Origin of the sequence: Couchioplanes caeruleus, assembly GCF_023499255.1 — a bacterium.
Taxonomy (GTDB): domain Bacteria; phylum Actinomycetota; class Actinomycetes; order Mycobacteriales; family Micromonosporaceae; genus Actinoplanes; species Actinoplanes caeruleus_A.
In genome coordinates, this window is sequence record NZ_CP092183.1 from 6816768 (window position 1) to 6833831 (window position 17064).

The window sequence follows — 17064 nt, forward strand, 5'->3', positions numbered from 1 at the left end:
ACGGAGGAATTCCCCATGCCCGACATGGACACCGCACTCAAAGAGATCATGGACATCGACGGCGCGGTCGGCGTCGCGCTGGTCGACCACACCAGCGGCATGGCCCTCGGCACCGCCGGCGGCGGCAAGGACCTCGACCTGACGGTCGCCGCGGCCGGCAACACCGACGTGGTCCGCGCCAAGCTGCGGGCGATGGAGATGCTCAACCTCAGCGAGAAGATCGAGGACATCCTCATCACCCTGGACACCCAGTACCACATGATCAGGCCGCTGACGAGCCGCTCCGGCAAGGGCCTCTTCCTGTACGTCGCCCTGCGCCGCGACCGCGCCAACCTGGCGATGGCCCGGCACCAGCTCAAGCGCATCGAGAACGACCTCGACGTCTGAGCCGGCCGTACGATGCGGGGCGGGGAGGGCACCTGGCGCCCTCCCCGCCTCCCTGTCCGCCTGAGGCCGGCAGCGCCTAACGCAGCAGTGAGCGGGCGGTCGGAGCGAGCACCAGCACCGGCTCGCTCCCCCGGCGGTCCGCCAGGTAGGCGTCCGCCGCGGCCTGGTCGTGGAACCTCGCGAACCAGGCGAAGACGTGCTCGCCCTCGCGGACCGGCAGCGCCGGGAAGGTGTTGGGGGGGTACTCCGTGGTGAAGCAGGCCAGCGGAGGCAGGTCGGGCTGCGGGTACGTCATCCGCCGCTGTTCTCCATCTCGGCGCCCTCCGGGACGGTGTCGTCGTCGCGGCTGTCGAGCCAGCCGTACGGCAGCGACACCTTGCCCGGCGCGTTGATCCGGCCGCGCGGCTGCCCGAGCGACTCGTGGGGGAATGGCAGGTCCCCGTCCAGCTTGCCGAGCAGGTCGTCGAGTTCGGCGAGCGAGGAGACCATCGCGAGGGCGCGGCGCAGGTCGCCGCCGACCGGGAAGCCCTTGAGGTACCAGGCGACGTGCTTGCGGAAGTCCGCGCAGCCGTGCTTCTCGTCCTCGAGCGCCTCGACCAGCAGGTGCGCGTGCCGGGACATGATGGCTGCCACCTCGCCCAGGGTGGGCAACTCCTGCGACTCGACGCCGTTGAACGCCGCCTGCAGGTCCTTGAAGAGCCAGGGCCGGCCGAGGCAGCCGCGGCCCACGACCACGCCGTCGACGCCGGTGTGCGCGACCATGCGCAGCGCGTCCGAGGCCTCCCAGATGTCGCCGTTGCCGAGCACCGGGACGTCGAGGGCCTGCTTCAGCGTCGCGATCGCGTCCCAGTCGGCCGTTCCCGAGTAGCGCTGCTCGGCCGTACGCGCGTGCAGCGCCACCGCCGCGACGCCCGCCTCCTGCGCGATCAGGCCGGCCTCGACGTACGTCAGGTGGTCGTCGTCGATGCCCTTGCGCATCTTGACGGTGAGCGGGATGCCGGCCGGCGCGGCCGCCTCGACCGCCTGCTTGACGATCCGGCCGAAGAGCTTGCGCCGCCACGGCAGGGCGCTGCCGCCGCCGCGGCGGGTGACCTTGGGGACCGGGCAGCCGAAGTTGAGGTCGACGTGGTCGGCGAGGTTCTCCTCGGCGACCATCCGGACGGCCGCGGCGGTCACGTCCGGGTCGACGCCGTACAGCTGGAGGCTGCGGAAGTCCTCGTCCGGGCCGAACTGGATCATCTTGAGGGTCTTGGGGATGCGCTCGACGAGGGCCCGGGTGGTGATCATCTCGCAGACGTAGACGCCGCCGCCCTGTTCGCGGCAGAGCTTGCGGAAGGCCACGTTGGTGATGCCGGCCATCGGCGCGAGCACGACCGGCGGCCACACCTGGTGGCTGCCCAGCGTCAGGGGCTTGGCGGAGAGTGCGAGGGTCACGCCGTCGAGCATTACACACCGGGCTCTGGCACAGTCAGGCTGTGCAGACCGAGCAGAGCCCCCGCCACCTGGTCGCCGTCTTCGAGTCGCCGGTCGCCGAGGCGCTGCTGCGCCTGGGCCTGGACGTCGGTTTCCGCTGCACGCTGGTGGAGCCGGACCCGACCCGGCTGCAGGGCTCGCCGAAGCCGCACGGCGACACGTTCGTGGGTGACCTGTCCGCCGCGGGGGTGACGGAGCACACCGACATCGTGCTGACCGATCACGACCGGCCGGAGATCGGCCCGGTCCTCCAGGAGGCCCTGGCGAGCGGCGCCCGCTGGATCGGCATCGTCGGCAACCCGCACAAGGAGGGCCCGCACATAGCGGCGCTCCGGGAGCTGGGGGTGCCGGACGAGGAGATCGCCCGGGTGCACCGGCCCGTCGGGCTGAACATCGGCAGCCGGACCGCCGCGGAGATCGCGGTGGCGACGCTCGCCGGCCTGATCGCCGACCGCAACGACCGGCCGGGCGGCTTCGAGTTCTGACAGCGCGAAGCGCCGCCCGCAGCAGCGGACGGCGCTCCGGAGGAACAGCTCAGCAGCCCGGCAGGCGCTTGATGAGGTAGTCCTCGATCTGGGCCAGGCCGACCCGCTCCTGCTTCATCGTGTCGCGGTCCCGGACCGTCACCGCGTCGTCGGTGAGGGTGTCGAAGTCCACGGTCACGCAGAACGGGGTGCCGATCTCGTCCTGGCGGCGGTAGCGACGGCCGATGGCCTGCGAGTCGTCGAACTCGACCATCCAGCGCTTGCGCAGCGTGTCGGCGAGGCCGCGGGCCTTCGGGGACAGCTCCGGGTTGCGGGAGAGCGGGAGCACCGCGACCTTGATCGGCGCCAGGCGGGGGTCGAAGCGCATGACCGTCCGCTTGTCGACGCCGCCCTTGGTGTTGGGGGCCTCGTCCTCGTCGTAGGCCTCGAGCAGGAAGGCCAGCACCGCGCGGGTGAGGCCGGCGGCCGGCTCGATCACGTACGGCACCCAGCGCTCCTGCTTCTCCTGGTCGAAGAAGGACAGGTCGACGCCGGAGTGCTTGGAGTGCGTGCTCAGGTCGAAGTCGGTGCGGTTGGCGATGCCCTCGAGCTCGGCGAACTCGGTGCCGCCGAAGCGGAACCTGTACTCGATGTCGACCGTGCGCTTCGAGTAGTGCGAGAGCTTCTCCTTGGGGTGCTCGAAGAAGCGCAGGTTCTGCTCCGCCAGGCCGAGGTCGCGGTACCAGTTCCAGCGCTGCTCGAGCCAGTACTCGTGCCAGGTCTCGTCGGTGCCGGGCTCGACGAAGAACTCCATCTCCATCTGCTCGAACTCGCGCGTACGGAAGATGAAGTTGCCCGGGGTGATCTCGTTGCGGAACGACTTGCCGACCTGCGCGATGCCGAACGGCGGCTTCTTGCGCGCGGCGGTCGCCACGTTGTTGTAGTTCACGAAGATGCCCTGGGCGGTCTCCGGGCGCAGGTAGTGCAGGCCGTCGGCGCTCTCGGTGGGCCCGAGGTACGTCTTCATGAGCCCGTTGAACATCTTGGGCTCGGTGAACGTCCCCTTGTTGCCGCAGTTGGGGCAGTTGAGCTCGCTCAGCGAAGCGGGGGCCGAGCCGTGCTTGGCCTCCCACGCCTCCTCGAGGTGGTCGGCGCGGAAGCGCTTGTGGCACGACTGGCACTCGGTCAGCGGGTCGACGAACGCGTCGAGGTGGCCGGAGGCCGCCCACACGTCGCGGGCCAGGATGACGGCGGAGTCGAGGCCGACGATGTCGTCGCGCTGCTGCACCATGGTGCGCCACCACTGCCGGCGGACGTTCTCCTTCAGCTCCACGCCGAGGGGGCCGTAGTCCCACGCCGAACGGGTGCCTCCGTAGATCTCGCTGGAGGGGAAGACGAGGCCGCGGCGCTTGGCCAGGCTGACGACGGCGTCGATACGGTCGACGGGCATGTTCCTCCTACGCCGGCTGGTTGTCGGCGGGGACTATAGGGATGCGGACAAAATCAGGAGATTACTCCTCGACGCGGCACACCTCGAACCCGCCCGTCCGGCGGTTCTGCGCGAGGTACGCCCGCAGCCGGGCGGTGGAGCCGTCGGCGTACGTGACGTCGACCGGCGCCGACATCTGCACGAGCTCCACGTCGCCCACGTCGAAGCTGGCGATCGGCTCCCCGGCGGAGACCTGGCTGGTGAACTCCGCCTCGGTCTCGTTGTCCCTGGTCTGCTGGCACAACATGTCGTACGCCTCGCCGTAGCGCTTGTCGCGCACCGCGTCGAGGTAGTCGCTGACGACCACGTCGGCCTGCTCGTTGAGGGCCCGGGTGGCGACCGTGGTGAGCCCGATGAACGCGGCCAGCCCGCCGCCGAGCACGAGGACGAGCACCAGCGCCCCCAGGCCGAGCCCCAGCCCGACGCGGCGGCCGCGACCCTCCACCGGCGGCGCGGGGAACGGCGGGACCACACCCGGCCCGGACGGCGGCTCCGGCACGGGAGGCGGTCCCTGCTGCTGCGGCGGGGGCGCACCCAGGGTGGTCATGCGATCAAGCGTACGGCTCAGCGCCAGGGCTCGGCGGCCCGGTCGCTGGCCCGGGCCTCCACCTGCGCGCCGGGCGCGGCGCTCGCGAGCGTCTCGAACGCCGAGGGCTCGTCGAGGGACTCCGACAGCAGCGGGGTGGCGTGGACCTTCACGTCGAACCCGCCGAGCGCCCGGCGGTAGGCTCCGACGGACTCCCATTCGGTGACCAGGGTCCAGTAGGCGGGGTCGTCCAGCGCGCGGGTCAGGCGCCCGGAGCGGTATCCGGCGCTCGCGGCGAGGGCGGTCAGGGCGGCGTGCGCCCGTTCGACGAACGAGTCCTGCATGTCGGGCGGGACGACGAAGCGGTTCAGCACCAGCATGACCTGAGCCTACGTACCGCGAGGAGCCCGACGTGACCCCGTCCCCGCCCGAGAACCTCCTGCGCCGGCTGGCCGGCGTGAACCCGACGACGGCGTTCATCGCCGCGCTGGTGGTGTTCCTCGCGGGCCTGTTCCTGCCCGGCATCGTGGGCGCCGCGCTGCTGTTCCTGCTCGGCGTGGCCCTGACGGCGCTGACCTTCACCACGTGGCCGGTGCAGACGCCGGCGCTGCGGACCGTACGGCTGATCCTGCTGACCCTGCTGTTCGCGACGGCGGTGGCCAAGGCGCTCTGACGTATGCGCTTTTGACAATCATTACCAACTCGGCGCATTGTTGTGCCATGCTCCTCCGCCGGGCCCTCGCCGCGAGCGCCGCCGCCCTCCTGCTGGGCGCGGCAGCGGCGTGCGGGCAGCCCGCGAGCGGGTTCAGCGGCGGCCGCCTCGACGTGGTGACGGCCTTCTACCCCCTGCAGTTCCTCGCCGAGCGCGTCGGCGGCGACGCCGTGCGCGTGGTCCAGCTGACCAAGCCCGGCGCCGAGCCGCACGACGTGGAGCTCAACCCGCGTCAGGTCGGCAAGGTCAGCACCGCCGGGCTCGTGGTCCACCTGAAGGGCTTCCAGCCGGCCGTCGACCAGGCGGTCGGCCTCGAGGCGCGGGACCGGGCGTTCGACGCCGGCGCCGTGGTCGAGCTGCTGCCGGCCGAGGAGCACGAGCACGAGCCGGGCGAGGAGGAGCACGCCGAGGCCGGCGAGGGCGCCGACCCGCACGTGTGGCTCGACCCGGTCCGCTACGCCACGATCGCCGGCGCGCTGGCCGAGCGGCTCGGGCAGGCCGACCCCGCGCACGCGGCCGCGTACGCGAGCCGGGCCGAGACGCTGCGCACCGAGCTGGCCGCCCTCGACGACGAGTACGACAGGGCGCTCACCACCTGCGCCCGGCGGCAGATCGTCACCAGCCACGCCGCCTTCCACTACCTGGCCGACCGGTACGGGCTCACCGAGGTGGGCATCACCGGCATCTCCCCCGAGGCGGAGCCGTCCCCGCGGCGCCTCGCCCACGTCGCCGAGGAGGCGAGAGCCACGGGCACCACCACGATCTTCTTCGAGACCCTGGTCAGTCCCAAGGTCGCCGAGACCATCGCGCGGGAAGTCGGTGCCCGTACGGCCGTCCTCGACCCGATCGAGGGCGTCACCGAGCCCGGCGCGGACTACTTCTCCGTCATGCGCGCCAACCTGACCGCCCTCACCACCGCCCTCGGGTGCACGTCATGAGCGTCGTCTCGGTCCGCCACGCCGCCGTCGCGTACGGCGGCCGCACCGTCCTGCGCGATGTCACGCTGGACGTCGGCGCCGGGGAGGTCGTCGCCGTGCTCGGCGCCAACGGGTCCGGAAAGTCCACGTTGATCCGTACGATCCTGGGCCTGGTCCCGCTGGCCGGCGGGGAGATCGAGCTCTTCGGCACCCCGCAGCGCCGGTTCCGCCAGTGGGCCCGCGTCGGCTACGTGCCGCAGCGCATGGGCGCCGGCAGCGGGGTGCCCGCCACCGTCGGCGAGGTCGTGGCCTCCGGCCGGCTCGCCCGCCGGGGCATCTTCCGGTTCCCGGGCGCCGCCGACCGCGAGGCCGTCCGGGCGGCACTGGACGACGTGGGCCTGCTGGACCGCATCAACGACCCGGTCACGACGCTCTCCGGCGGCCAGCAGCAGCGCACGCTCATCGCCCGCGCCCTGGCCGGCCGCCCCGACCTGCTGGTCCTCGACGAGCCGACGGCCGGGGTCGACGCCGGGAGCCAGGAGGCCTTCGCGAAGGCGCTGGCCGGATTCGGCGAACGCGGCGGCACCGTGCTGCTGGTCGCGCACGAGCTGGGCCCGCTGGAGCCGCTGATCGACCGGGCCGTCGTGGTGCACGGCGGGCGGATCGCGTACGAGGGTGCCGTCCCCGAGCCCGCCGGGCATCACGCCGGTCCGGGCCACGACCACGTCCACCCACACGCGGAGCCGGAGCAGGCCCGCATCTGCGTGGCGCCCACGGACAGAATGCCGGCCAACTGACATGAGCCTTTTCCAGTACGACTTCATGCTGCGGGCGCTGGCCGGCGCGCTGATCATCGGGCTGGCCGCCCCGGCACTCGGCATCTACCTCGTGCAGCGGCGGCTGTCGCTGATCGGCGACGGCATCGGGCACGTGGCGCTGACCGGTGTCGGCGTCGGGCTGCTCCTGCAGCAGTCGCCGGTGCTCACCGCGGTCATCGTGGCGGTGCTCGGGGCCGTCGGCGTGGAGCTGGTGCGCGAGCGGGGCCGTACGTCCGGGGACCTTGCCCTGGCGCTGCTGTTCTACGGCGGCATCGCGGGCGGCGTGGTCCTGGTCGGGCTCTCCGACGACAGCGCCAACGCCAATCTCATGCAGTACCTCTTCGGCTCGCTGATCACCACGACCCGGCAGGACCTCATCGTCATCGCGATCCTGGGCGCCGCCGTGCTCGCCGCGATGCTCGCGCTGCGGCCGGCACTGTTCGCGGTCTGCAACGACGAGGAGTACGCGCGCGTGTCCGGCCTGCCCGTGCGTACGCTCAATCTCGTGATCGCCGCCACGACGGCCGTGACCGTCACGATCGCCATGCGCACCGTCGGCCTGCTGCTCGTCAGCGCCCTCATGGTGGTGCCGGTGGCGGCGGCGCAGCAGATCACCCGCGGGTTCCGCACCACGATGGCGCTGGCGATGGGCATCGGCGTGACCGCCGCCGCGACCGGGGTCTGGGCCGCCGGCGAGATCGACACCGCGCCCGGCGCCACGATCGTCATCCTCGCGATCGCCGCCTTCCTCGCCATCACCGTGGGCAGCGCGACCTGGCGGGTGCTGCGCCGGCACATACCGGCGGAGCGGCACGCCGAGCACGCCGAACCGCCCGACGTGGTCCTGCAGGAAGCGGGCGCCCGATGAGCGCCCATCCGGTGCAGGGCGCGGCGACCGGCTACGAGGCGTACGAGGCGGCCGGCGAGCTGCTGCGCGCGCTGTCGGCGCCGATCCGCGTCGCGATCGTCGCGGAGCTCGGCGGCGGCGAGCGGTGCGTGCACGAGCTCGTCGAGAAGCTGGGCGCACCACAGCCGCTGGTCTCGCAGCACCTGCGGGTGCTGCGCGGCGCGGGGGTGGTGCGGGGCGCACGGCGTGGACGCGAGATCGCATACTCGCTCGTGGACGAACACGTCGCGCACATCGTCGCCGACGCGGTGAGCCACGCGAGGGAGGGATCATGACGGACGAGGGAACCGTTGTCCGCAACACCCGGCAGCGGACCGCGGTCCGCGACCTCCTCGCCGACTGCGAGGGCTTCCACAGCGCCCAGGACCTGCACGCGATCCTGCGCGAGCGGGGCGAACGGGTCGGCCTGACCACGGTGTACCGCACGCTGCAGGGGCTGGCCGACGCCGGCGAGATCGACGTCATGCGCCCGCCCGGCGGCGAGCACCTGTACCGCCGGTGCAGCCAGGGGCACCACCATCACCTGGTCTGCCGGTCCTGCGGGCGTACGGTCGAGGTCGAGGGCCCCGCCGTGGAGACCTGGGCGCAGCGGGTCGCCGGCAAGCACGGGTTCGTCGACGTCTCGCACACCATGGAGATCTTCGGTACCTGCCCGGAGTGCGCGGCCCAGCACACCTAGCCCCCGTCGTGGGAGGCTGTCGCGCGTGAAGATGTACGCCGACCGGCTGCCCACCGCCGTACGCCAGTTGCTGACCGACCTCGCCGTGGTCCTCTGGGTGTACGCCTGGATCCGCGCCGGGTTCTGGGTGAACGACATGGTGGAGAAGCTGGGCGTGCCCGGGCAGAAGCTGCAGGAGGCGGGCACCGGGATCGCCGGCAACCTGGGCGACATCGGCGGCAAGGTGGGCCGGGTGCCGCTCGTCGGCGACGAGCTGACCTCGCCGTTCACCAGCGCGGCCGGGGCGGCGTCCCAGCTGGCCGAGGCGGGCCGGCAGCAGCAGGAGATCGTCGGCAAGCTGGCCGTCGCGATGGCGCTGCTGATCGTCGCCCTGCCGCTGGCGCTGGTGCTGCTCCTGTGGCTGCCGCGGCGGCTGCGCTGGATGCGCCGCGCCGGGGTGGCCGCGGTGGTGCGGCAGCAGCCGGCCGGCCGCGACCTGCTCGCGTTGCGGGCCCTCGCCGGCCGGCCGCTGAACGAGCTCGCCGCGCTCGGCCCGGACATCGCCCAGTCGTGGCGCAACGGCGACGCCGAGGCGGTGGAGGCGCTGGCCGCGCTGGAGCTGCGCGACCTCGGGCTCAATCCCGCGAAGGCACGTTAGCTTCCTTGTTGGGCTCGGCGGCGTCCTCGGCGAAGTCCTCGTTCTCGTCGTCGACGTCCTCCTCCAGCCAGTTGCGCCGGGCGAACGGGATCGCCACCCAGAACGTCAGGAAGAACAGGGCGGTGATCGCGGTGAACAGCAGGGCGACCCACATCGGCAGCAGGTAGTCGGTGATCAGCAGGACGCTGCTGACCATGGCGAGCAGCATGAACGCCAGGCCGCCGGTGGCCATCCGGTGCGCGTGGCGGACCAGCTCCGGCTTGCGGCCCTGGCGGAACAGCGCCCGGTGGAACGCCACCGGCGAGATGATCAGCGCGGTGGCGAACGCCGTCGAGATCAGCGCGACGATGTACGTGTCCTTCTGGAAGTCCGTCGCCTTCGGGAAGCCGTTGCTGAACGGCAGCGTCAGGAGGAACGCGAAGAGGATCTGCACGCCGGTCTGTGCGACACGCAACTCCTGCAGCAGGTCGGCGAAGTTGCGGTCCCACCGCTGCTTCTCGGTCTCGTTCTTCATCCGGCGCTTCTCGGCGGCCATCCGGTCGTCTCCTCACCGTCATGTGGCGCAACGGATGCCCGGACCTCCGCGGCGTCAAACGCCGATCCGCGCGAGGGCCACGTCGGCCAGCGCGTCCGGCGCCTCCTCCGGCACCCAGTGCCCCACCCCGCGCAGCACGACCAGGCGGTAGTCCCCCTCGGCCCAGGTCCGGGTGGCGAGCGCCGCGGACCGGCCGACCACCGGGTCACGATCGCTCCAGACGTACGTGGTGGGAACGGTGATCTTGCCGACACCGGCGAGCTGGCGGCCGGAGAGCGCCCGGTACCAGTTGAGCGCCCCGGTGAGCCGGCCCGGCTCGGCCATCGCGGACGCGTACCGGCCGGCGCGGGCCCCGATCGGGCGCATCATCCGCTTGAGCACCTCGCCGTCGCGCGCCAGCAGCAGCCGCTCGGCGAACCGGGACTGGAACACCTTCATGTACGCGAACCGCAGCCGCTGCGAGGGCTGGTTGCGCAGCGAGACGGCGAGCCCGCGCGGGTGCGGTACCGAGACCGCGGTGAGCGTACGGACCCGGTCCGGGTGGTGCGCTGCGAGCAGCCAGCCCACCTGCGCACCCCAGTCGTGGCCGATCACGTGCGCCCGTTGCACGCCGAGCGCGTCGAGCACCGCGACCGCGTCGGCCGTGGGCTCGTTCAGCCGGTAGTCCTCGACCGCGGCCGGCCGGGCGCCCGCCGAGTAGCCGCGCTGATCGAGGGCGTACGTCCGCAACCCCGCGGCGTGCAGCCGGGGCAGGATGAGATCGAACTCGCGGTGGTCCTGCGGGAAGCCGTGCAGCAGGAGCACCGGGTCGCCGTCGGCCGGGCCACCCTCGTACACGTCGAAGGTGAGCCCTCTGGCCTTGATCTCCATGTGACGCCTCCTACGCTGTCCCGTACAGCCGTACGGTGTTAGCGTCATCGAAACACACCGCAGTGAGTCCTTTTCGCGACGGTGGAGACACAGCACATAGCCCTCGCCATGCGGGGGTCAAGGTAGGTCGCGAAAAGGATTCATCCGACAGGGGAGCGCGCAGCGCTGAGAGTGCGGGTCACCGCCCGCAGACCCTAGAACCTGATCTGGGTAATGCCAGCGCAGGGAGCTCGGTCTTCTCCAGCCGCGCCACGTCCGGGAACACCCCGGGTGCGTGGCGTGCGTCTCCTCCCGGTACCGCTGGGAGGCACACATGAATCCGTACCGCTGGCGCACGATCGACATCGTGATCGCCTCGATCATCGCCGTGGCGTTCGGCGTCATCTTCTGGGCGTGGAACCTGTTGTGGGGCGCGACCGGTGGCGCCTTCAGCTTCTTCCCGCCGGCCCAGACGCTGCTCTACGGCGTCTGGCTCATCCCCGCCGTGCTCGCCGGCCTGATCATCCGCAAGCCGGGCGCCTCGCTCTACACCGAGACGGTCGCGGCGATCATCTCCGCCCTGCTCGGCGCGCAGTGGGGCGCGGTGGTCATCCCGCAGGGCCTCGTGCAGGGCCTCGGCGCCGAGCTCGCGTTCGCGATCCTGCTCTACCGGTCGTGGAAGCTGCCGGCCGCGCTGTTCGCCGGGGCGCTCACCGGAATCAGCGCCGCGCTGTTCGACTTCTTCGTGTGGAACGGCGAGTACGCGCTGTGGAACTACCGGGTCCCGTACGCGCTGCTCACCATCGTCAGCAGCACCGTCGTGGCGGGCGCCGGAAGCTGGGCGCTGACCCGCGCGCTCGCGCCCACCGGCGTGCTCGACAGGTTCGCCGCGGGCCGGGACCGGGCACTGGTCTGATCATGGCGGAGGTCGTGCTGCGGGACTTCGGCTGGCGCCACGCGGGGCGCCGGTCGTGGGCGGTCCGCGGCGTCGACCTGCACCTGCGGCACGGCGAGCGGGTGCTGCTGCTCGGGCCCTCCGGGGCCGGCAAGAGCACCCTGCTCGCCGCGCTCGCCGGGTTGCTGCCCGAGGACTCCGGCGAGTCCGAGGGCACCGTCGAGATCGACGGGCTCGATCCCCGCAAGGCGCGCGACGGCGTCGGCCTGCTCTTCCAGGACCCGCAGACCCAGCTCGTCATGGCGCGCAGCGGCGACGACGTGGCGTTCGGGCTGGAGAACCGGGGCGTGCCCGCGGGCGAGATCTGGCCGCGGGTCAGCGACGCCCTGGACCGGGTCGGGTTCCCGTACCCGATCACCCGCGCGACCAACGCCCTCTCCGGCGGCGAGCAGCAGCGCCTCGCGCTCGCCGGCGTGCTCGCCCTGCGCCCCGGGCTGGTGCTGCTCGACGAGCCCACCGCCAACCTCGACCCGGCCGGCGGCGACCTGATCCGCGAGGCCGTCGCCCGGGCGCGCGACCACGACAGCACGCTGATCGTCGTCGAGCACCGGGTCGCCGAGGCGCTGCCGCTGATCGACCGGGTGGTGGTGCTCGCGCCGGGCGGCGGCGTCGCCGCCGACGGCGCACCCGAGGTCGTCTTCGCCGGTCACGGCCCGTCGCTGGCCGAGCAGGGGGTCTGGGTGCCGGGCTATCCGCTGCCCCGGCATCCGGCCGCCGCGACTCCCGCCGACGATCTGGTACGGGCGCACACCGCGGCCTTCCGGCACCGGCTGAGCGCCGTCAGCATGACCGCCCGCGCGGGCGAGGCCCTGGCGGTGACCGGCCCCAACGGCGCCGGCAAGTCCACCCTGGCCCTGTTGCTGGGCGGCCTCCTGGCACCCACGGCCGGCCGGATCGACGTCCCCGGCGAGGCGAAACCGCCGCACAGGTGGCGGGCGGCGCACCTCACCAGCCGGATCGGCTCGGTGTTCCAGACGGCGGAACACCAGTTCGTCACCAGCCGCGTCGCCGACGAGCTGGCGCTCGGGCCACGCCGGCTCGGCCGCTCCCCCGCCCGGGTGGCGGCCACGGTGGACGACCTGCTGGCCCGGCTGCGGCTGACGGCGCTGGCGGAGGCCAACCCGTACACGCTCTCCGGCGGGGAGGCCCGGCGGCTCAGCGTGGCGACGGCCCTGGCCACCGCGCCCCGGCTGCTGGTGCTCGACGAGCCGACCTTCGGGCAGGACCGGCGTACGTGGATCGAGCTGGTGGCGCTGCTGGCCGCCCTGCGCGACGAGGGCCACGGCATCGTCGCGGTCACCCACGACGAGGCGTTCGTCACCTCCCTCGCCGACCGTGTCCACCATCTCGGTCCCGCGCCGGCCGCCGACCCGCTCCCCCGGCGGCCCCCATGACCCTGGCCCTGGAACCGGTCGCCGACCCGGCGGCACCGCTGGCCCGGCGCAACCCGGTGGCGAAGCTCGGCGCGGCCCTGCTGTTCTCGGTACCCCTGATCGCCACGCTGGACCCGCTGACCCCGGCGATCGCCCTGGCCGTCGAACTGTGCGCGCTGCCGCTCTTCGGCGTCCGCCTCGGCGTCCTGGCCCGCCGCGCGTGGCCGCTCACCCTCGCCGCCGCGGGCATCCTCGTGACGATGGTGCTGTTCGCCGCGGACCGTACGGGCGCCCACCTGCTCTCCCTGGGCCCGTTCGACATCACCACCGGCGTCGTGACCGGCGCGCTCGGCCTGGTCCTGCGCGTCTTCGCGGTGGCCCTGCCGGGCATCATCGTCTTCGCCACGACCGACCCGACGGACCTCGCCGACGCGCTGGTCCAGAACGCCAAGGCCCCGGCCCGCTTCGCCATCGGCGCGCTGGCGGCGTTCCGCCTGATCCCCCTGCTCACCGAGGAATGGCAGATGCTCACCCTGGCCCGCCGCGCCCGCGGCATCGACGCGGGCCGCAACCCCCTCGCGAAGCTCCGCCTCTTCGCCTCGACGGCCTTCGCCCTGCTCGTGGGCGCCCTGCGCCGCGGCGGCCGGCTCGCGACGGCCATGGACGCCCGCGGCTTCGACTCCACGACCCCCCGCACGTACGCCCGCCGCCAGCACTTCACGAAGGCGGACACGGCGCTGCTGGTGGCGGCCGCAGCGCTGGGGGCGGCGGCTCTGACGACCAGCATCCTGACCGGCTTCTTCAACCCCATCCTCGGCTGAGAGTCTCAGGGCCGCTCGGCGAGGGTGGCGAGGCGGTCGAGGGAGGCCTGGAGTTTGTCGGCCGTTGTCGCGCGGGCCCGGGGCAGGCGCTTCTCGTCGGTCAGCTGAGTCCAGTCGTACGTGTGCGTGACCCGGGTCAGTTCCGGTCCGAGTTCCTCGAGCTCCCACCGCCACAGGTGCCCCAGCGTGGGCCGGCCCGGCTCGGCGGGCTTCCAGGCGATGCGGCGGCCCTCCTCGAACTCGACGACGTGGTTCTCGCGGAGGTTGCCGTTCGTCGTGGTCATCGTGAAGACGTCGCCGGCCGCGTGGACGCGCTGCCCGGCCGGCGCCCCGGCCAGGTTGTCGTTGCCGTCCCAGCGGGGCTGCTGCGCGGGGTCCGCGATGAGCTCGAAGATGACTGCCGCCGCGGCCGCGATCTCCCGGCCGGCGCTCGCGACGCGGTTTTCCTCATGATCGGTCATGCGGTCATCGTGCCTCAGTGCGCCGCGCAGCAGGGGGTGGGGTTGCGTGTCTCAAACGGGACGAGCACCCCGCCCACCGCCGGCATCGTCATGAGCACCAGCATCCCGTCGCGCCATTGAGGACGGACGTACTCGTTGGTCCTGAGCACGGCCGACGGCTCCGCCTCGCCGCCGCCGAGGATCTCGACCCGGTCGATGGCGCTGCCGGCCAGGACGTCCCCGACCGTGATCTCGCCGGTCAGCCGCCCCACCCCGGGGTAGACGACCGCCCGGCCACCGTCCCGGGCCGCCCCGGGCGTGGCGGGCGGGAGGCCGGCGGGGATGTCGCCGTCGAAGACGAGCGTCCAGGTCACGTGCGGGCGGGGGTCGCGGACGAGGTGGGTGCACGCGAGCACCGGCTGCGGGTCGAGCGACGCCAGCCAGTGCTCCGCCGCAGCCGTGTCCGGGTGGTCCCCGACCTCGACGACCGGCAGGCCGCCGAGGTCGGTCAGGGACGAGGTCACCGGGGCAGGACCCAGATCGGGTTGGTGTAGAACCACAGGTCGCCCCACGGGTCGGCATCACCGGCGACGTCGAGCTGCGGACCGTACGGGTCGGTCGCGGCGCCCATCAGGCCGGGCTGCGTACGGTTCCCGTCGGTTCCCCGAAGGCGCAGGTAGAACGGCTTGTCGAGGCGGCCCAGCGAGTACGTGACCGTCAGCTTCCGCGCGCCCGGCGACACCTCGAACGACTTGACCACCCGGGTGTCCGGGGCCCTGAACGAGTCCTTGTCCGCGACCGGGCCGGTCACCGAGCCGACGATCACGTCGACGCGCTGGAGCACCGGGACGAACTGCGCCCAGTTCGGCACGTCCTGCAGGTCGATGTCCAGGGTCAGCTCGGTCGCCGTGCCGCGGCGCACCTGCAGGACACCGCCGAGCGGCGTACCCGTGGACGGCCGGCGGTCGCCCGCGACCCGGACCCGGGCGTCCAGGGTCTTGACGAGCCGGCCGTGGTCGACCCAGACCCGCCCGGCGCGCAGGCCGTCCATGACCGCCTTGTAGGAGAACGACGTCGCGCCCACGTTCGTACGCCCGTAGAAGCCCGGCCAGAAGTCGCCCGCCGAGGTGTTGACCGCAGGGTTGTAGACGGGGTCGTCGTACTTGCCGTTGGCCTCGAAGTCGCTGCCCGGGCCGCGCTGGGACTGGTCGAGATGGACCACGTGGCTGTCCGAGTTCACGGTCACCCACCAGGCGCGGCCCTCGGCGAGCAGGCTGTCCCAGAGGCCGCCGACCGTGGCGGTCATCCAGTCGAAGCCACCCCACGTCCGGTACGTCTCCAGCGGGTAGCCCTGGAACGACGCGGCGGACGGGTTGTTGTCGTAGAGCCCGCGCGAGCCGCCACGGCCGTTCGGGGCCTTGATGCCGGCGGCCTGGTGGCCCGGCGCGCCCTCCATGCCGATGGCGACGGTCGGGTCGGCGTCGCGCCAGTTGCGGATCTCGTGCGGCGAGTCGATGCCGCGGCGGGACGGGTGGTTGGCGAGGAACAGCGCGCCCTCGACCTTGCGCAGACGTACCTGCTCGCCGAGGAACTTGATGCCGGCGATCGCGGTGGCCTCGTTCTGCGCCTCGGTGTTGGTGGACGGCAGCTGCGAGCCGTCGTACGCCTGCTCGAACCGCTTGAGCACGTCGACCTCGTTGCGGCCGGGGTGCACGAACACGGTCGCGTGCTCAGCGGCCGGGATGTTCCACTCCAGACCCTGGAACGTGAGCAGGTCCCGCAGCTCCTCACGGGTCGCCCGGATGTCCGGAGCCACCTTCTCCACGCCGATCTTGGCGTGCGCGTTGCTGCCGTGGTCGGTGATGACCAGCCAGTCCAGGCCGTACGCGCGCCCGTGCCTGGCCTGGTCGATCACCCGGTACTGGGCGTCCGAGCTGTACTGCGTGTGGATGTGGTGGTCCCCGGCGAGCCACCGGAAGCCGCCCTGGGCGGCGCCGCCACCGGCCGGCCCGTGGGCGTGCGGGAGGCCGGCGGCCCCGGCGGCCGACGGGGACGCCAGCACGGACGCGGCCGCGCCGGCCCCGAGCAGCCCGGCGCCGCGCAGGAAGCCGCGGCGGGAGACATCGGCGGGCGACAGCTCGCTGTCGGGTACGTGCGGGTCGAGGGCGGGCGAGACGTCGGCGGCGGCGTGCGGATGGTCGTGATCGTGGTGGTGGCCGTGACCCATGTCCGGAGCTCCTGCGAGATCGAGGTGGCAACGGCGCCAATCTCGCGTCCCGCGCTCAACGCCCGGTGTCGCCCGGGTGGCCGCCGGGCGAACACGTCGAGGCAGGGCCAGGGCCGGCCCTAGTCGCCCGGACCGGCCGGCGCGGCGCCGTTGTCCACGAGCGTGAAGGGCGTGCCGCGGCCCGGGGTGGCCACCAGCCCGGAACGGTCGACGCTCAGCCGCAGCCCGCCCTCGGCGCCGATCGTGTACGCCGGCCGGCCGTCACGCTGCGCCTCGGACTCGACCGTGAACCGCTGGCCCGCCCGGCCCGCATCGCACGCCGCGGCCACGACCGTCGCCGCGCCGCCGCCGTCGCGTACGCCCATGCAGGCCGGTTCGCCGCTCGCACCGGCCTTCGCGGTCCTGATCTGATGTTTGCCGTCACCGACGGGGACCAGCACGAACAGGGTCCGGTCCGACGGGCCGTCGGTGAGGCTCAGCCGGCCCTTGTCGTCCACGGTCAGGACGGACTCGGTGGAACCCACCGGGGCGATGACGACCTGCCGCTTGCCGGCCAGGATCCCCTTGGTCGCAGCCGGTTCGGGCTTCCTCGGCGTCGGCTTCCCCCGGGTCGGCGTGGTCGTGGCCGCGACCGTGCGGGCGGGGGCGCTTCCCGGTGTCGCCGGGCTGCCTGCCGACGGTGCCTTCTCCGCCGGGACGCAGGCCGGGAGGGTGAGGACGATGGCGGCAAGGGCGGCGGTGCGAGCCACGGTCCGGACGGGTGCGGTGAACACGGTCACTCTCCTCGATGAGTCGGCGGGACCGCCCTTTGTACTCCCCGGCGACCACCCCGAAACCGCACGAAAACGATCTGTG

At 72.9% G+C, this 17064-nt stretch carries 23 protein-coding genes and 1 riboswitch; of the genes, 12 read left to right on the forward strand and 11 right to left on the reverse strand.

Features of this window, described 5'->3' with window-relative positions; genetic code table 11:
• Positions 1 to 15: 15 nt before the first annotated feature.
• On the forward strand, positions 16 to 387 hold the full coding sequence (locus COUCH_RS31515) for a hypothetical protein (protein ID WP_199513948.1): 372 nt from the start codon (positions 16 to 18) through the stop codon (positions 385 to 387).
• A 76-nt stretch (positions 388 to 463) separates the two neighbouring features.
• Here the strand turns inward: COUCH_RS31515 and COUCH_RS31520 are convergent, their stop codons facing one another.
• Both COUCH_RS31520 and dusB read right to left on the reverse strand, forming a co-directional pair.
• Positions 464 to 682 carry a hypothetical protein gene (locus COUCH_RS31520; protein ID WP_249608837.1) on the reverse strand — a complete coding sequence of 73 codons (219 nt, stop codon included), beginning with the start codon at positions 680 to 682 and terminating at the stop codon, positions 464 to 466.
• A complete protein-coding gene (gene dusB, locus COUCH_RS31525; RefSeq protein ID WP_249608838.1) occupies positions 679 to 1833 on the reverse strand; it encodes a tRNA dihydrouridine synthase DusB in 1155 nt (384 codons plus the stop codon). Before dusB ends, COUCH_RS31520 begins: the two co-directional genes overlap by 4 nt.
• Before the next feature lie 29 nt (positions 1834 to 1862).
• Between dusB and COUCH_RS31530 the strand changes: the two genes are divergently transcribed.
• On the forward strand, positions 1863 to 2345 hold the full coding sequence (locus COUCH_RS31530; protein ID WP_249608839.1) for an XdhC family protein: 483 nt from the start codon (positions 1863 to 1865) through the stop codon (positions 2343 to 2345).
• A 49-nt stretch (positions 2346 to 2394) separates the two neighbouring features.
• Here COUCH_RS31530 and COUCH_RS31535 read toward each other — a convergent pair whose 3' ends face one another.
• The 3 genes from COUCH_RS31535 to COUCH_RS31545 all read right to left on the reverse strand — a co-directional run bounded on the left by COUCH_RS31535 (position 2395) and on the right by COUCH_RS31545 (position 4719).
• The gene (locus COUCH_RS31535; RefSeq protein WP_249608840.1) at positions 2395 to 3774 is read right to left on the reverse strand and encodes a glycine--tRNA ligase; all 1380 of its coding nucleotides are present in this window, start codon (positions 3772 to 3774) and stop codon (positions 2395 to 2397) included.
• A 61-nt stretch (positions 3775 to 3835) separates the two neighbouring features.
• Positions 3836 to 4360 carry a hypothetical protein gene (locus tag COUCH_RS31540; RefSeq protein WP_249608841.1) on the reverse strand — a complete coding sequence of 175 codons (525 nt, stop codon included), beginning with the start codon at positions 4358 to 4360 and terminating at the stop codon, positions 3836 to 3838.
• Between the two features lie 17 nt (positions 4361 to 4377).
• Positions 4378 to 4719 carry an antibiotic biosynthesis monooxygenase family protein gene (locus COUCH_RS31545; RefSeq protein WP_249608842.1) on the reverse strand — a complete coding sequence of 114 codons (342 nt, stop codon included), beginning with the start codon at positions 4717 to 4719 and terminating at the stop codon, positions 4378 to 4380.
• 32 nt (positions 4720 to 4751) lie between these two features.
• On the opposite strand from COUCH_RS31545, the gene COUCH_RS31550 reads away from it, so the two are divergent.
• Genes COUCH_RS31550 through COUCH_RS31580 form a run of 7 tightly spaced genes read left to right on the forward strand, consistent with a single transcriptional unit; the run spans position 4752 to position 9009 of the window.
• Positions 4752 to 5012, forward strand: a complete 261-nt coding sequence (locus tag COUCH_RS31550; protein WP_249608843.1) for a DUF6703 family protein — start codon at positions 4752 to 4754, stop codon at positions 5010 to 5012.
• A 47-nt stretch (positions 5013 to 5059) separates the two neighbouring features.
• Positions 5060 to 5989 carry a metal ABC transporter substrate-binding protein gene (locus COUCH_RS31555; protein WP_249608844.1) on the forward strand — a complete coding sequence of 310 codons (930 nt, stop codon included), beginning with the start codon at positions 5060 to 5062 and terminating at the stop codon, positions 5987 to 5989.
• On the forward strand, positions 5986 to 6765 hold the full coding sequence (locus tag COUCH_RS31560) for a metal ABC transporter ATP-binding protein (RefSeq protein ID WP_249608845.1): 780 nt from the start codon (positions 5986 to 5988) through the stop codon (positions 6763 to 6765). The genes COUCH_RS31555 and COUCH_RS31560 overlap by 4 nt, the downstream gene beginning before the upstream one ends.
• Position 6766: 1 nt before the next feature.
• On the forward strand, positions 6767 to 7654 hold the full coding sequence (locus COUCH_RS31565) for a metal ABC transporter permease (RefSeq protein ID WP_249608846.1): 888 nt from the start codon (positions 6767 to 6769) through the stop codon (positions 7652 to 7654).
• Positions 7651 to 7968, forward strand: a complete 318-nt coding sequence (locus COUCH_RS31570) for an ArsR/SmtB family transcription factor (protein ID WP_249608847.1) — start codon at positions 7651 to 7653, stop codon at positions 7966 to 7968. The genes COUCH_RS31565 and COUCH_RS31570 overlap by 4 nt, the downstream gene beginning before the upstream one ends.
• Entirely contained in the window at positions 7965 to 8372 is a 408-nt protein-coding gene (locus tag COUCH_RS31575) for a Fur family transcriptional regulator (protein WP_249608848.1), read from the forward strand. The genes COUCH_RS31570 and COUCH_RS31575 overlap by 4 nt, the downstream gene beginning before the upstream one ends.
• A 31-nt stretch (positions 8373 to 8403) precedes the next feature.
• Entirely contained in the window at positions 8404 to 9009 is a 606-nt protein-coding gene (locus COUCH_RS31580) for a hypothetical protein (RefSeq protein ID WP_249613861.1), read from the forward strand.
• Here the strand turns inward: COUCH_RS31580 and COUCH_RS31585 are convergent.
• Positions 8987 to 9523, reverse strand: coding sequence for a DUF6328 family protein (locus COUCH_RS31585; protein ID WP_249613862.1), 537 nt, complete (start codon positions 9521 to 9523; stop codon positions 8987 to 8989). The two genes, COUCH_RS31580 and COUCH_RS31585, sit on opposite strands and share 23 nt — an antisense overlap.
• 75 nt (positions 9524 to 9598) lie before the next feature.
• Positions 9599 to 10414 carry an alpha/beta fold hydrolase gene (locus tag COUCH_RS31590; protein WP_249608849.1) on the reverse strand — a complete coding sequence of 272 codons (816 nt, stop codon included), beginning with the start codon at positions 10412 to 10414 and terminating at the stop codon, positions 9599 to 9601.
• A gap of 139 nt (positions 10415 to 10553) precedes the next feature.
• A riboswitch (TPP riboswitch) is annotated at positions 10554 to 10660 on the forward strand.
• 67 nt (positions 10661 to 10727) lie between these two features.
• Between COUCH_RS31590 and COUCH_RS31595 the strand changes: the two genes are divergently transcribed.
• The 3 genes from COUCH_RS31595 to COUCH_RS31605 are packed head-to-tail and all read left to right on the forward strand — an operon-like array spanning position 10728 to position 13542.
• Positions 10728 to 11309 carry an ECF transporter S component gene (locus COUCH_RS31595; protein ID WP_249608850.1) on the forward strand — a complete coding sequence of 194 codons (582 nt, stop codon included), beginning with the start codon at positions 10728 to 10730 and terminating at the stop codon, positions 11307 to 11309.
• Positions 11310 to 11311: 2 nt separating this feature from the next.
• Positions 11312 to 12742 carry an ABC transporter ATP-binding protein gene (locus tag COUCH_RS31600; RefSeq protein ID WP_249608851.1) on the forward strand — a complete coding sequence of 477 codons (1431 nt, stop codon included), beginning with the start codon at positions 11312 to 11314 and terminating at the stop codon, positions 12740 to 12742.
• On the forward strand, positions 12739 to 13542 hold the full coding sequence (locus tag COUCH_RS31605) for an energy-coupling factor transporter transmembrane component T family protein (RefSeq protein ID WP_249608852.1): 804 nt from the start codon (positions 12739 to 12741) through the stop codon (positions 13540 to 13542). The genes COUCH_RS31600 and COUCH_RS31605 overlap by 4 nt, the downstream gene beginning before the upstream one ends.
• A 5-nt stretch (positions 13543 to 13547) precedes the next feature.
• On the opposite strand, the gene COUCH_RS31610 is transcribed toward COUCH_RS31605, so the two are convergent.
• From COUCH_RS31610 to COUCH_RS31625, 4 genes are all read right to left on the reverse strand, one after another.
• Positions 13548 to 14003: an SRPBCC family protein gene (locus COUCH_RS31610; protein ID WP_249608853.1), complete on the reverse strand. Its 456-nt coding sequence runs from the start codon at positions 14001 to 14003 to the stop codon at positions 13548 to 13550.
• Between the two features lie 14 nt (positions 14004 to 14017).
• Positions 14018 to 14506 carry a hypothetical protein gene (locus COUCH_RS31615; RefSeq protein ID WP_249608854.1) on the reverse strand — a complete coding sequence of 163 codons (489 nt, stop codon included), beginning with the start codon at positions 14504 to 14506 and terminating at the stop codon, positions 14018 to 14020.
• The gene (locus tag COUCH_RS31620) at positions 14503 to 16209 is read right to left on the reverse strand and encodes a histidinol-phosphatase (protein ID WP_249608855.1); all 1707 of its coding nucleotides are present in this window, start codon (positions 16207 to 16209) and stop codon (positions 14503 to 14505) included. The genes COUCH_RS31615 and COUCH_RS31620 overlap by 4 nt, the downstream gene beginning before the upstream one ends.
• A 119-nt stretch (positions 16210 to 16328) precedes the next feature.
• On the reverse strand, positions 16329 to 16982 hold the full coding sequence (locus COUCH_RS31625) for a hypothetical protein (RefSeq protein ID WP_249608856.1): 654 nt from the start codon (positions 16980 to 16982) through the stop codon (positions 16329 to 16331).
• Between the last annotated feature and the right edge of the window lie 82 nt (positions 16983 to 17064).

What these genes read in the sequence shown, in the direction of transcription:
- COUCH_RS31540 (WP_249608841.1), bottom strand. Translation starts at nt 4,360, where the DNA reads ATGACCACCCTGGGTGCGCCCCCGCCGCAGCAGCAGGGACCGCCTCCC.
- COUCH_RS31595 (WP_249608850.1), top strand. Translation starts at nt 10,728, where the DNA reads ATGAATCCGTACCGCTGGCGCACGATCGACATCGTGATCGCCTCGATC.
- COUCH_RS31590 (WP_249608849.1), bottom strand. Translation starts at nt 10,414, where the DNA reads ATGGAGATCAAGGCCAGAGGGCTCACCTTCGACGTGTACGAGGGTGGC.
- COUCH_RS31515 (WP_199513948.1), top strand. Translation starts at nt 16, where the DNA reads ATGCCCGACATGGACACCGCACTCAAAGAGATCATGGACATCGACGGC.
- COUCH_RS31570 (WP_249608847.1), top strand. Translation starts at nt 7,651, where the DNA reads ATGAGCGCCCATCCGGTGCAGGGCGCGGCGACCGGCTACGAGGCGTAC.
- COUCH_RS31555 (WP_249608844.1), top strand. Translation starts at nt 5,060, where the DNA reads ATGCTCCTCCGCCGGGCCCTCGCCGCGAGCGCCGCCGCCCTCCTGCTG.
- COUCH_RS31600 (WP_249608851.1), top strand. Translation starts at nt 11,312, where the DNA reads ATGGCGGAGGTCGTGCTGCGGGACTTCGGCTGGCGCCACGCGGGGCGC.
- COUCH_RS31580 (WP_249613861.1), top strand. Translation starts at nt 8,404, where the DNA reads ATGTACGCCGACCGGCTGCCCACCGCCGTACGCCAGTTGCTGACCGAC.
- COUCH_RS31605 (WP_249608852.1), top strand. Translation starts at nt 12,739, where the DNA reads ATGACCCTGGCCCTGGAACCGGTCGCCGACCCGGCGGCACCGCTGGCC.
- COUCH_RS31585 (WP_249613862.1), bottom strand. Translation starts at nt 9,523, where the DNA reads ATGAAGAACGAGACCGAGAAGCAGCGGTGGGACCGCAACTTCGCCGAC.
- COUCH_RS31610 (WP_249608853.1), bottom strand. Translation starts at nt 14,003, where the DNA reads ATGACCGATCATGAGGAAAACCGCGTCGCGAGCGCCGGCCGGGAGATC.
- dusB (WP_249608838.1), bottom strand. Translation starts at nt 1,833, where the DNA reads ATGCTCGACGGCGTGACCCTCGCACTCTCCGCCAAGCCCCTGACGCTG.
- COUCH_RS31620 (WP_249608855.1), bottom strand. Translation starts at nt 16,209, where the DNA reads ATGGGTCACGGCCACCACCACGATCACGACCATCCGCACGCCGCCGCC.
- COUCH_RS31545 (WP_249608842.1), bottom strand. Translation starts at nt 4,719, where the DNA reads ATGCTGGTGCTGAACCGCTTCGTCGTCCCGCCCGACATGCAGGACTCG.
- COUCH_RS31520 (WP_249608837.1), bottom strand. Translation starts at nt 682, where the DNA reads ATGACGTACCCGCAGCCCGACCTGCCTCCGCTGGCCTGCTTCACCACG.
- COUCH_RS31565 (WP_249608846.1), top strand. Translation starts at nt 6,767, where the DNA reads ATGAGCCTTTTCCAGTACGACTTCATGCTGCGGGCGCTGGCCGGCGCG.
- COUCH_RS31535 (WP_249608840.1), bottom strand. Translation starts at nt 3,774, where the DNA reads ATGCCCGTCGACCGTATCGACGCCGTCGTCAGCCTGGCCAAGCGCCGC.
- COUCH_RS31560 (WP_249608845.1), top strand. Translation starts at nt 5,986, where the DNA reads ATGAGCGTCGTCTCGGTCCGCCACGCCGCCGTCGCGTACGGCGGCCGC.
- COUCH_RS31575 (WP_249608848.1), top strand. Translation starts at nt 7,965, where the DNA reads ATGACGGACGAGGGAACCGTTGTCCGCAACACCCGGCAGCGGACCGCG.